This is a genomic window from Cobetia amphilecti, assembly GCF_020217465.1.
Classification (GTDB): Bacteria; Pseudomonadota; Gammaproteobacteria; order Pseudomonadales; family Halomonadaceae; genus Cobetia; species Cobetia amphilecti.
This window is the reverse complement of the sequence record NZ_CP084115.1, coordinates 3,592,555-3,604,883: the sequence shown is the minus strand read 5'-3', so window position 1 is coordinate 3,604,883 and position 12,329 is coordinate 3,592,555. Positions and strand designations below refer to the sequence as shown.

The following is a 12,329-nucleotide window of genomic DNA, read 5'->3' as shown; positions in this document are numbered from 1 at the left end:
ACGCTATCAGGCGCCATATTGCTGGTGTCAGTGTCCGGCGGTGAGTGTGACCGGCCCCTCAATGACAACGCCCTGCCGATTCTCATCGGCAGGGCGTTGTTGTCTGGTAGGGTACTGTCGTCTGGCAGGGCTCTGGCGTCTGGCAGGGCTCAGTCCTGCGCTGTGCTCGGGGCCGCCAGACTGTCCAGCGGCCAGCGCGGCACGGCCTTCATCGGGCCGGTGTCCTGCTCGCCGGCATTCAGGCGTTGCGCGCCCACGTAGGCGATCATCGCGCCGTTGTCGGTGCAGAAGCGGCCACGCGGGTAGTAGGCGCGGGCATTGCGCTTGGTCAGCTCATGGCTCAGGCGCTCACGCAGGCGGGTGTTGGCACTCACGCCACCGGCGACGACCAGGCGCTTGAGACCGGTCTGGTCCAGCGCGCGACGACACTTGATGACCAGGGTGTCGACCACGGCTTCCTCGAAGGCGCGTGCGATATCGGCGCAGTGCTGCTCATCCAGGTCATCCGCGGCCTTGGCCTTCTTGAGCGTGACCATGGTGTGGGTCTTGAGGCCGGAGAAGCTGAAGTCGAGGCCCGGGCGGTCCGTCATCGGGCGCGGGAAGCGATAGCGCCTGGGGTCGCCCTGTTCGGCCAGCTTCGCGACCTGCGGGCCACCGGGGTAGGGCAGTTCCAGCATCTTGGCGGCCTTGTCGAAGGCTTCGCCGGCGGCGTCATCCACGGACTCGCCGAGCAGCTCGTATTCGCCCAGTCCGCGCACCGCGACCAGCTGGGTGTGTCCGCCGGAGACCAGCAGCGCCACGAAGGGGAATTCCGGTGCATCGTCTTCCAGCATCGGCGCCAGCAGATGGCCTTCCATGTGGTGGACGCCGAGCACCGGCACTCCCCATGCCTTGGCGAGGCCATGCGCGGTGGACGCGCCGACCATCAGCGCGCCGACCAGGCCCGGGCCTGCGGTATAGGTGATGGCATCGATGTCAGCGGCCTTCAGCTGCGCCTCATCCATCACCTGCTGGATCAGCGGCAGCAGCTTGCGAGTGTGATCACGCGACGCCAGTTCCGGCACCACGCCGCCGAACTCGGCGTGCATGGCGATCTGGCTGTAGAGGGCATCTGCAAGCAGGCCCTGGTCCGTGTCGTAGATGGCGACGCCGGTCTCGTCGCAGGAAGTCTCGATGCCGAGCACACGCATGGCTGACTCTCAGGAAATATCAGAAGTAGAGGGCGGCACGACCAGCGAGGCTGCCTGAGCGAGCCCGAGAGGCGTGTGTGCCGTGAATGCGCGACATTCTACTGGCTGTGAGCACGGGTGTCGCGCCAGCTGGCGTTGAGGCAGAGAGGATTTCCGGTTTCCGCGTTTGCAAAGCCGGGGGCGGGTGTCTAGAATATGGCACTCTGCAAGACTGGGTCGTGCATCCGACCACCCCGCAAAAGCTCCCCGAATCATGATTCCAGCCAGCGACGGCTACCCTCACCGGTGGTGTCGCAGGCGACTGATTGATGCTGGATCGACCTGCAGGTGGCGGTTTACCGTCGCTGGCTGGTGGCTCCTGAGGAGTGGCTGCACCGGATGTGCGTTCAAACCGAACTCATGATCTCAAGGTAGGTGAGTGTTTAATGCCTTCAGTTAAAGTACGTGACAACGAGCCGTTCGACGTCGCCCTGCGCCGTTTCAAGCGCTCCTGCGAAAAAGCCGGTGTTCTTTCCGAAGTGCGTCGTCGTGAGCACTACGAGAAGCCGACAGCTGTTCGCAAGCGTCAGCAGGCGGCCGCTGTAAAGCGCCACGCCAAGAAGGTTCAGCGTGAGCGCAAGCGTTTCGAGCGTCTCTACTGATCCGTACTTTTGGGGAGTGATATTCTGCTCTCTGGAAGGACACCAAGCGGCTGCCTCACGGTGGCCGCTTGTTTTTGTCTCTAGTGGTCCGTTTGTTCTCGAGCCGTGTGCCGTTGCCTGGCGCATGTCGCTAACTCGAGGAATGGCCTGACCCGAAGGTAGCCGCTCACGTTGCTGAGCCGTCACTATCTTGCGGTCAGTCCGTTTTTCCACGACTTCTGGCGAATCATGGCTGGTCTCATCCCCCAAGGCTTCATTGACGATCTGCTGGCCCGCACCGACGTGGTCGAGGTGGTGGGTGAGCGCGTCCAGCTGAAGAAGGCCGGCAAGAGCTATGTCGGCCTCTGCCCGTTCCATCAGGAAAACTCTCCCTCGTTCAACGTCATCCCGGACAAGCAGTTCTATCACTGCTTCGGGTGCGGGGCGAGCGGCAGTGCCCTCAAGTTCCTGATGGAGTTCGATCGCCTGCCGTTCCCCGAGGCCGTGGAGCAGCTGGCCTCGCGGCTGGCGCTTGAAGTGCCGCGCGAAGGCGGCAACCAGAGTCCGCACGAGCGCCGTGAGCGCCAGCGTCGCGAGCAGGCCCGCGAAGAGGGCGTCAATCTGCTCGAGGCGGCCGCGGACTTCTATCGTCAGCGCCTGACGGAACCGGCCGCGCAGCCGGCACGTGAGTATCTGGAAGGCCGTGGTCTGTCGCGTGAGGTCATGCGTGATTTCGGCATCGGCTTCGCGCCGGAAGGCTGGGAGCACCTCAAGCATCACCTGAGCAAGCTGGGTGTCAGCGAGGATGTGCAGATCGAATACGGTCTGCTGATCCATCATGAGGAAAGCGGTCGCCGCTATGACCGCTTCCGCGATCGCGTGATGTTCCCGATCCGTGACTGGAAAGGCCGTACCATCGCCTTCGGCGGTCGCGTGATGGGCGACGCCAAGCCCAAATACCTGAATTCTCCCGAGACTCCCGTCTTCCACAAGGGACGCGAGCTCTACGGTCTGTTTGAAGCCCGTGAGGCGAATCGCAAGCTGGAACGCATGCTGATCGTCGAAGGCTACATGGACGTGGTGGCACTGGCGCAGTATGGCATTCGCAATGCCTGCGCGACCCTGGGCACCGCGACCAGTGAGGAGCATCTCAAGCGCCTCTATCGCCTGGTCGATGAGGTGGTGTTCTGCTTCGACGGCGACAAGGCCGGTCGACAGGCGGCGCGCCGCGCGCTGGAGACCGTGCTCGAGGTCATGATCGATGGGCGTCAGGCGCGCTTCCTGTTCCTGCCGGAAGGCGAGGACCCGGATTCCCTGGTGCGCAGTGAGGGTCAGGAGGCGTTCGAGAAGCGTGTCACCTGCGCCTCCGGGCTCTCCGAGTTCCTGTTCGAGCAGGCCGCGGAAGGGCGTGACCTCAAGCGCATGGAGCAGCTCGAGCGGTTCGTGACCCAGGCGCTGGAGTGGATCTCGCGCGTGCCCGAAGGGGTGCTGCGCTCGCTGCTGCTCAAGGAGCTTGAGCGGCGCAGTGGTCTGGAGCGTGAGCGGCTGGACGCCATGCTGGTGGAGCGCGCCGCGGCGCGTGAAGCCCAGCAGGCACGGCTGCGTCAGCACCAGCAGCTACGTCAGCACCCTCAGCAACAGCAGCGTTCGCAACCGCAACAACGTCAGCCCGGCGCGACACACTCGGCACCGCGCTCAGCGTCCGCTGCCAGTCCTCAGGACGGCGCGGCGCTGAGTGACGCGCAGGATGAGTGGTCGTCGCTGGAGGCGATGGCAGATGCCGGCTTCGGCGACAGCGAGCCCGATGGCTGGCAGCCGGATGACTGGCAGTCGCATGGCGAGATGCCTGCGGGCCAGGGCGCTCAAGCCGCGCGCGCGACGCCGGCCAGGTCTCAGAAGCGCACTTCGGTCAGCATGCTGACGCGCCTGTTGCATCTTCTGGTGCACGAGCCGCAGCTGGTCGCCGAGCTGCCTGACTCCAATGAGTGGATCGAAGGAGCGGGCGAGCCGGCCGACAGCGAGGATGCGCAGCTGTTGAACGACGTGGTGCGTCTCTTGAAGGCGGGGCAGTATCGTTCGCCACAGGTGCTGTTGGCGCACTTCCTCGGTACCGCACAGGGGCCGAGGCTTGAGCAGCTGGCAGCCCGTGAATTGCTGATTCCGCGTGACGTGCGCAGCGAAGAGCTGAAGGGGCTGGTGGAGCATTGCCAGCATCAGCAGGCGCGCACCACGCCGGAAGCGGAATATCAGGCCTTGCTGGCCAAGGAAAAGCGTGGCGAGAAGTTGTCGGCAGAAGAGAAGCAGCGGCTGATGGCCCTGCTGATGGAGCTGGCAACACGGCGCTGACGCAGTCTCGGTGCCAGGAAGGCCGACAATGGTGGAAATGCCGTGAGAGCTGAGGCGATGGCGCAGGAAAATACGCCCCATGGCCTTGAAAGACGCACTCATGCCCACTATTTAATGAGGTAGCTCCCGATGCGGACTGCCGCAACGTAACCGATAACGCTAACACACCTGGATGGTCCGGCAAATACGCCGCTGGCAGCATCTCCTGATGGCACGCTATACTGGTGCGCTTGATGCTCTCTTCGTCCCTATACCGGCGCCATGCTCACTCGCTGAGCCGCGTCGCGTCCAGGTGCTTCATTCTTCTTCGTCGAGATAGGGGTTCTATGGCTGGTAATGCGCAGCAGCAGTCGCGTCTCAAGGAGTTGATCGCGCGCGGCAAGGAACAGGGTTACCTGACCTATGCCGAGGTCAACGATCACCTGCCCGAGGATATCGCTGATCCCGAACAGGTGGAAGACATCATCAGCATGATCAACGATATGGGCATCAAGGTCGCGGAAGAAGCGCCCGATGCCGATACCTTGATGATGTCTGATTCCTCCACTGACGAGTCTGCCGCCGAAGAGGCCGTTGCCGCCCTCGCCGCGGTGGAAAGCGATGTGGGACGCACCACCGACCCTGTCCGCATGTACATGCGTGAGATGGGCACCGTGGAACTCCTGACCCGCGAAGGCGAAATCAAGATCGCCAAGCGGATCGAGGAGGGCACGCGTGAGGTGATGTCGTCGCTGGCATTCTTGCCGGGGGCAGTCGACTCCATCCTGGAAGCCTACGACGGCACTCTGGGCGAAGACGGCGGACGTCTGTCCGATCTCTTCTCCGGTTTCATCGACCCTGACGAAGGCGTGCCGGGTGTCGCTGAAGTCGAAGTCGAGGAAGTCGAAGAGATACCCGAGGGCGAAGAGTCCGAAGGCGACGAAGACGAAGACGACGATTCCGCCTCTGAAGGTGGCCCGGACCCCGAGCTGGCCCGCGTCCGCTTCGAGCAGATCCGTGAACAGAACGAGGCGACCAAGGCCGCCATCGAGAAGTACGGTTCCGGCTCTGCCGAGGCGAAAGCCGAACAGGACCGTCTTGCCGAGCTGTTCTCGCCGATCAAGCTGGTGCCCAAGCACTTCGAGCGTCTGGTCGGTCAGGTTCGCGTGTCCGTCGAGCAGGTGCGCGAGCAGGAAAAGGTCATCCTGCAGATCTTCGTCAAGCGCGGCAAGGTGCCTCGCAAGAGCTTCATCAAGGCCTTCCCGGGCCACGAGTCCGACATGGACTGGTTCGACAGCTTCATCGGTGGCAGCAAGAAGTACGCCGACAAGCTCGAGCCGTTCCGTGCCGACGTGCTGCGTGCCCAGCGCAAGATCGCCTTCGAGCAGGACATGGTCCAGCTGCCGGTCAGCGAGCTGAAGGAAGTGAACCGTCGCCTGTCGATCGGTGAAGCCAAGGCGCGTCGTGCCAAGAAGGAAATGGTCGAGGCCAACCTGCGTCTGGTCATCTCCATCGCCAAGAAGTACACCAACCGTGGTCTGCAGTTCCTGGATCTCATCCAGGAAGGCAACATCGGTCTGATGAAGGCTGTGGACAAGTTCGAGTACCGTCGTGGTTACAAGTTCTCGACCTACGCCACCTGGTGGATCCGTCAGGCGATCACTCGCTCCATCGCGGACCAGGCGCGCACCATCCGTATTCCGGTGCACATGATCGAGACCATCAACAAGCTGAACCGTGTCTCGCGTCAGATGCTGCAGGAAATGGGTCGCGAGCCGACGCCGGAAGAGTTGGGCGAGCGTCTCGAGATGCCGGAAGACAAGGTGCGTCGCGTGCTCAAGATCGCCAAGGAGCCCATCTCCATGGAGACGCCGATCGGTGACGATGATGATTCGCACCTGGGTGACTTCATCGAGGACGGCACCATGGTCTCGCCGATCGACTCCGCCACCGGCGAAGGTCTGATCGAAGCGACCCGCGGCATCCTGTCCGGCCTGACCGCACGTGAAGCCAAGGTGCTGCGCATGCGCTTCGGTATCGACATGAACACCGACCATACCCTCGAGGAAGTCGGCAAGCAGTTCGATGTCACCCGTGAGCGTATCCGTCAGATCGAAGCGAAAGCGCTGCGCAAGCTGCGTCACCCGTCACGCTCCGAGTCACTGCGTTCCTTCATGGAAGAGTGATCTGAAGCGCTCGGGGCCACGCCTAAACTGCTGGCCTCGCTGACAAGACAACGCCCGCCCCCATGCGAATGGGAGGCGGGCGTTGTCGTTTGTGGGGCTTTTCGTTACGGGCTTTTCGTTACGGGCTTTTCTTTGCGTGGCTTTCTCTACGGGTCATGTCACCTTCGAGCTGTGTCGTTCCAGAGCTGCGTGATGTGCCCTGGGGGTTATCAGGCGCCGTGGCGCAACTGGTGAGACGAAGGCGTTGCCGCCACGCTGAAGACGACACGGCCCTTGATGCACTGACGGGAGACCGGCCCCATCTGCTCGCTGCTCAAGCCGTCGGGGTGCTCGCCACGTAGCCACAGGCGGCCGTTGTCGTCGATGCGATGCAGGCGCTTGACCAGCTGGCCGAGCCTGGGATGTTCCACCACGACGGTGGCGCCGGGCGTCAATCGCCAGCGACTGGGCCAGCGCATGCTGATGATGAGGCTGTGCTGCGGGAGACTGGGGGCAAGACTATGACCGTGCAAGCGGTAGCTACTGAACCAGCGCATGTGAGGCTCCTTGAGAATGAGGGCATGACACGGTCAAGATCCTGTCGGTGCTTTCCTGTGGCAGTGGCGATAGTTGAATTGTATCCACTGCTTAGTAAAATATAATCATTCTCATTTGATGTCCAGCCGTTTTCCGTCAGTGCCTCGCGCAATGGCTATCGAGAGACGGTTGTCTAGCGCAGCGTGTCGAGCAGAGACTGTTGAGAGAAGACTGTCGAGCAGAGACTGTCTCGCGAAGCCTGTTGAGAGTAGAAACGAAAAAAAGCCGCGGCTCTGGTGAGCAGCGGCTTCTGGGAGAGTCACGGGTCTGTCTGTCTCTTGCGCTTCGTGCTGTGCTTCATGTCATGTCACGTCACTTCGCGTTGTTTCATGGGGCAGGGCGAAGTGACGGTCGTGCGACAGGTCATGCGCGCAGCTCGGCAAGAGGGTTTTGCTGCCGGGCTCAGTCGTTGGCGTTGAGCTCACGCAGCAGGGCGCGGCGCTGGCGGCCCATGCGGATCGCCAGCAGCACGATCTCGATCACGGCGATGGCCATCAGGGTGTAGCCGAACAGTTCGGTGACTTCCTCGGCGGCATTCTTGACCGAACGCAGGTAGGAGTCCCCCATCAGGGTTTCCCAGAATTCCGAGCGGCCGTAGAGGCGTGAGAAGACGTAGGTCGCCAGGAAGCCGGCGCCGAACAGGCCGAACGCGAAGCTGCGGCCGAAGTGCTCGAACTCGGCAATGAAGCGGCTGCGGTTGCGCCATACGCCGATGATGACCGGGATCGCGACCACGCTGACCAGGAACTGCCAGCTGCCATCGCCGAGCATGCCGTCGAGCAGGGCGTCCTGCTCACGGATCAGGGACGCCGCGAACAGGCCGAACAGCAGCAGGCTGATGGTGCGCAGGTCCGGCAGGCGTGAATGCACCAGCCACATGGTGGCTGCGCTCAACGCCAGCAGGGTGCTCTGCATGTGTTCTGTCCAGCTGGCTTCGCTGAAGCCGACATCACCGAAGTGGTGGGCATCATGCATGACCAGCGACATCATCGCGGCCACCAGCGGCGCATAGATGGCCAGGCGCAGGCAGGCTTGCATGAAGAGCGAAGTGGGCTTGCGCCCATACAGCGGCTGTTCGGCGCTGATGGGGAGCGGGACAGCGTTATGGTGCTGGGTATGCGAAGTCAGGCGAGACAAGGGACTCTCCGGACAGTCCATGGACTGCCTGTCAGGGTGAGGGTGTTGTTTGCCTGCTCATTATAACGATGCAAAGGTGCTCAGTTAATATTCTGGTAAGAAAACTGTGAGATTCCATTTCAGCATCGATGTTGCGCCGAGCGGAAATGTTCGTCAGCTCTGACGTAACCGATCCCGCTCGGCTTCCTCGACGATCCAGTCATGCACGGCCTGGATGCGGCCATCATCCAGGGTGCCGTGGGGATGGACGATGACGTAGCGCTTGCCGGTCAGCACCCGCTGCGCGAAGGGCGCGATCAGCGTGCCGCGTGACAGCTCGTCGGTGATCAGCGTGCGCCTTGCCATCGCGACTCCCATGCCGGCGATGGCAGCCTCCATCGACAGGTGGTTGCGGTTGAAGGTATAGCCACGCTGAACGTTGATCTCGGGCGCGCCGATGCTGGCCAGATAGAATTCCCACTCGGCGTGGTCGTGACTGCCGCGCCAGGCGGTGATGTCGTGCAGCAGTGGATACCAGGCGAGGTCCTCTGCGCTGCGCAGTGGCGGGCGGCCGCGCATCAGGCCGGGATGGCAGACGGGGAAGATCTCCTCTTCCATCAGGTCGGTGACCTGCATACCCGGGTAGTGGCCGTCGTTGAGGTCGACCGCCAGCTCGAAGTCACCCTCGCGCAGCGGCGAGTCACTGTCCTCGGCGCGCACGTGCAGCTCGATATCCGGAAAGCGTGCCTGTAGGCGCGGCAGTCGGGGCGCCAGCCATTTGGAGAGAAATGACGGCACCGAACGCAACCTGAGCACACCGCTCATCAAGCCGCTGCGCAGCCGTTTGACCTCCAGCCCCACCGCGCTATAGGACTGCTCCACCACACGCGCCAGTCGCGCGCCTTCCCCTGTCAGCTCTAGTCCGCGTGAACGACGCAGAAACAGCTTGAAGCCCAGCCGCTCCTCCAGCTGCTTGATCTGCTGACTCACCGCGCCGGTGGTGACGTGCAGTTCTTCTGCCGCACGCGTGAAGGAGCCATGACGCGCGGCGCAGGCGAAGACCTGCAGCCAAGCATGGGTCTGACCATTCAGGTGGCGCAGGCTCGGTGTGGTGGCGGGCGTGCCGGTCGCCGTCGGCGGCGCGGCGGGGCCAGTACCAGGCGTGTTGTCGAGGGAAGACGTCATGGGCGGGTCTCATGCAAGCGCTGGAGGCAGATAGTGAGGGAGAAGCCGCGATGGCCAGATGCAGATGGCGGTGATAGCTAAAGGCATCAGGGCACAAGGTGGCGCGAAGAGCATAGTTTACGCCGTTTTTGATGCATAGAGTTTAGTCAGACTAAACCGACGACCAATTTTTATGGTTTGTCGCGTCCTGTCCCCATCCATCATCATTGCCTCATCCACTGGCAGGCGCTCAGGCGCGGCGAGTTTCCGAGATGAGGTGTTGTCATGTCCATCAGTGTATTTGATCTCTTCAAGGTCGGTGTCGGCCCCTCCAGCTCGCACACCGTCGGCCCGATGCGTGCTGCCGCGCAGTTCGTCGAGACCCTGCGCTCGCGTGACCAGCTGGAGCGCGTGGCGCGAATCGAGGTGCAATTGCATGGTTCGCTGTCTGCCACCGGCGTAGGCCATGGCACCGACAAGGCGACCATCCTCGGCCTGATGGGCGAGCTGCCGGAAACGATCGACCCTGCGATCATCGACCCCTGCATCGAAGAGCTGCTGGAGTCCCAGACACTGCTGCTCGACAACCGCATCGCGGTGCCCTTCGTGTGGGTGCGTGACATGCAGTGGCACGATGCGCCGCTGCCGTATCACCCCAATGCCATGCGTCTGATCGCCTACGGCCATCGCGATGAGCTGTATCGCAATGTCTATTACTCGGTGGGCGGCGGTTTCGTGGTCGACGAAGTCGAGGCCGCGCGTGACCCGCTGCTGGAAGACGAAAGCCTGCGTCTGCCGTATGAATTCAACACCGCCAATGAGCTGCTGGCGCTGTGTCGCATGCACAAGATGCGCATCAGCGAGCTGATGATGGCCAACGAATGTGCGCTGCGCAGTGAGACCCAGGTACGGCGTGGGCTCTGGCGCATCTGGGAAGTGATGAACGAGTGCATCGACAACGGCCTGACGCATGAAGGCGTGCTGCCCGGCGGTCTCAACGTCAAGCGTCGTGCCAAGCGTCTGCATGCACGTCTGCTGGATGTGGAATCCAGCAAGTCGATCATCACCTCGACTTTCTCGGCGATGGACTGGGTCAACCTGTTCGCGCTGGCGGTCAATGAAGAGAACGCGGCCGGTGGTCGCATGGTGACGGCGCCGACCAATGGCGCGGCCGGCATCATCCCGGCGGTGCTCAGCTATTACATGAAATTCCAGGAAGATGCTCGCGAGGAGGACGTGGTCGATTTCCTGCTCACGGCAGCCTCGGTGGGCATCCTGTGCAAGAAGAACGCCTCCATCTCCGGCGCGGAAGTCGGTTGTCAGGGCGAGGTGGGCTCCGCCTGCGCCATGGCGGCCGCCGGGCTTGCCGAGCTGATGGGCGCGACGCCGGAACAGGTCGAGAACGCGGCGGAAATCGGTCTCGAACACAACCTGGGGCTGACCTGTGACCCGATCGGCGGCCTGGTGCAGATTCCCTGCATCGAGCGCAATGCGATTGCCTCGGTCAAGGCGATCAATGCCGCCCAGATGGCGATGTGTGGCGATGGCGATCATTTCGTCTCGCTGGACAAGGCGATCCGCACCATGCGTGACACCGGCCGCGACATGCAGGACAAGTACAAGGAGACCTCCAAGGGCGGTCTCGCGGTCAACGCCATCGAATGCTGATACGACCGCTAGCCACTGGCAGGCTCCCTGACCTGGACTGGACTGGACTGAGTCTGACTGAATTGAGTCTGCGTGAATTTAACCCGCGCTATGTGAACCTGTGTGATGTGAGCCTGAGTCGAACTGCCATGACTTTCCGCCGGAGGCCTGCCGCCTCCGGCCAAACCCGTTGTCTCTTGTCAGGTACATGACCTCCGGCCAGAGGTCATGATCTCGGCAACCCTCGTTGACGCCTCTTCGGCGCGGTATTCCGCGACGGACAGGCGTCTTTTTTATGGCGGAAATAGCGCTCATCTCGACGGTTCGGCTCGGTTTGGTGGGGGAATCTGCCAGCCTTGAGATGTCTCGGGAGGGCTGCATTGTAAAGCAGTCGCTGATATATCGGCTATTGGTCGAGTGAGCGCGCTTGCCGCTGGCAGCGCGCTTCTCACTGTTCTAGTTTACGTTAACGTCAGTTGCGCCGGTCGCAACGATGGTGCGTATCGAGGACCTGTCAGTGGCGTCTGTTGATGGCGCCTGTGAATAGCGCCTGTTGATGCTGCGTGTCGATGACGAGCCGCGATGTTGCGGCGACCAGCGCTGACGAACAGCCCTCATGTCTCTTGGAAGACACAGACCACCGGCTTGCCGGTCAGGACGGAGTACTGACATGCCATCACCGCCCATTCAGGGGCCGCGTGCCAGCGGGGGCGCATCAGCGACAGCCCCGATTCTCGAGACGCGTGGCTTGAGCAAGGACTTTCGAGGTTTCACGGCCGTCGATGACGTCAATCTCCAGGTGCAGGAAGGGCATATCCATGCCTTGATCGGCCCCAATGGCGCCGGCAAGACGACAGTCTTCAATCTGCTGACGCGCTTTCTGCCGGCCACCCGCGGCGAGATTCTCTATCGCGGCAAATCCATCACTCGCATGAAGTCGCATGAGATCGCGCGCCTTGGGTTGGTGCGCTCCTTCCAGATATCGGCGGTGTTTTCCCAGATGACGGTGCTCGAGAACGTGCGGGTCGCCCTGCAACGCCCCCAGGGCACCTCGTTTCATTTCTGGAAGCCGGAACGCAGCCTCGACAGCCTGAACGAGCAGGCATTGCATCTGCTGGAGCAGGTAGGGCTGCGCGATGACGCCCACCGTGTGACCGCCAGTCTGCCCTATGGCCGCAAGCGCGCGCTGGAGCTGGCGACCACGCTGGCGCTTGAGCCCACGGTGATGCTGCTGGACGAGCCGACCCAGGGCATGGGCGCCGAGGATGTGGACCGCGTGGTCGAGCTGATTCGTGTCGCGGCGCGGGGCCGTACGGTGCTGATGGTCGAGCACAATCTGAGCGTGGTCAGCCGTCTGTGCGATCGCATCAGCGTGCTGGCGCGCGGCCGGGTGCTGGCGGAAGGCGACTACGCCAGTGTGTCGGCCAATCCCGAGGTGCGTGAAGCGTATCTGGGCAGTGAAGCGCCCGAGTCCACGGCGGATGAGCACAAGGAGGTTTCATGAC

General features: G+C 62.6%; 9 protein-coding genes. 5 read left to right on the top strand and 4 right to left on the bottom strand.

Annotated elements, in window-relative coordinates; genetic code table 11:
• Positions 1 to 149: 149 nt before the first annotated feature.
• Entirely contained in the window at positions 150 to 1,190 is a 1,041-nt protein-coding gene (gene tsaD / locus LCW13_RS15005; protein WP_043334645.1) for a tRNA (adenosine(37)-N6)-threonylcarbamoyltransferase complex transferase subunit TsaD, read from the bottom strand.
• A 425-nt stretch (positions 1,191 to 1,615) separates the two neighbouring features.
• Here tsaD and rpsU point away from each other — a divergent pair, with 425 nt between their 5' ends.
• From rpsU to rpoD, 3 genes are all read left to right on the top strand, one after another.
• Complete coding sequence (gene rpsU, locus LCW13_RS15000; protein WP_024951433.1) at positions 1,616 to 1,831, top strand: 30S ribosomal protein S21; 216 nt, start codon at positions 1,616 to 1,618, stop codon at positions 1,829 to 1,831.
• Between the two features lie 228 nt (positions 1,832 to 2,059).
• A complete protein-coding gene (gene dnaG, locus LCW13_RS14995) occupies positions 2,060 to 4,156 on the top strand; it encodes a DNA primase (protein ID WP_225347309.1) in 2,097 nt (698 codons plus the stop codon).
• Positions 4,157 to 4,482: 326 nt separating this feature from the next.
• A complete protein-coding gene (gene rpoD / locus LCW13_RS14990) occupies positions 4,483 to 6,321 on the top strand; it encodes an RNA polymerase sigma factor RpoD (protein ID WP_043334650.1) in 1,839 nt (612 codons plus the stop codon).
• Positions 6,322 to 6,530: 209 nt separating this feature from the next.
• Here the strand turns inward: rpoD and LCW13_RS14985 are convergent, their stop codons facing one another.
• The 3 genes from LCW13_RS14985 to LCW13_RS14975 all read right to left on the bottom strand — a co-directional run bounded on the left by LCW13_RS14985 (position 6,531) and on the right by LCW13_RS14975 (position 9,198).
• Complete coding sequence (locus LCW13_RS14985; protein ID WP_054557224.1) at positions 6,531 to 6,857, bottom strand: S24/S26 family peptidase; 327 nt, start codon at positions 6,855 to 6,857, stop codon at positions 6,531 to 6,533.
• A 442-nt stretch (positions 6,858 to 7,299) separates the two neighbouring features.
• Positions 7,300 to 8,034, bottom strand: coding sequence for a hypothetical protein (locus LCW13_RS14980; protein WP_225347308.1), 735 nt, complete (start codon positions 8,032 to 8,034; stop codon positions 7,300 to 7,302).
• A gap of 153 nt (positions 8,035 to 8,187) precedes the next feature.
• Positions 8,188 to 9,198 (bottom strand): LysR substrate-binding domain-containing protein, encoded by a 1,011-nt coding sequence (locus LCW13_RS14975; protein ID WP_082388931.1) that lies wholly within the window; start codon positions 9,196 to 9,198, stop codon positions 8,188 to 8,190.
• 264 nt (positions 9,199 to 9,462) lie between these two features.
• On the opposite strand from LCW13_RS14975, the gene LCW13_RS14970 reads away from it, so the two are divergent.
• A complete protein-coding gene (locus tag LCW13_RS14970) occupies positions 9,463 to 10,845 on the top strand; it encodes an L-serine ammonia-lyase (protein ID WP_043334655.1) in 1,383 nt (460 codons plus the stop codon).
• Between the two features lie 649 nt (positions 10,846 to 11,494).
• On the top strand, positions 11,495 to 12,328 hold the full coding sequence (locus LCW13_RS14965) for an ABC transporter ATP-binding protein (protein WP_107335967.1): 834 nt from the start codon (positions 11,495 to 11,497) through the stop codon (positions 12,326 to 12,328).
• Position 12,329 lies beyond the last annotated feature (1 nt).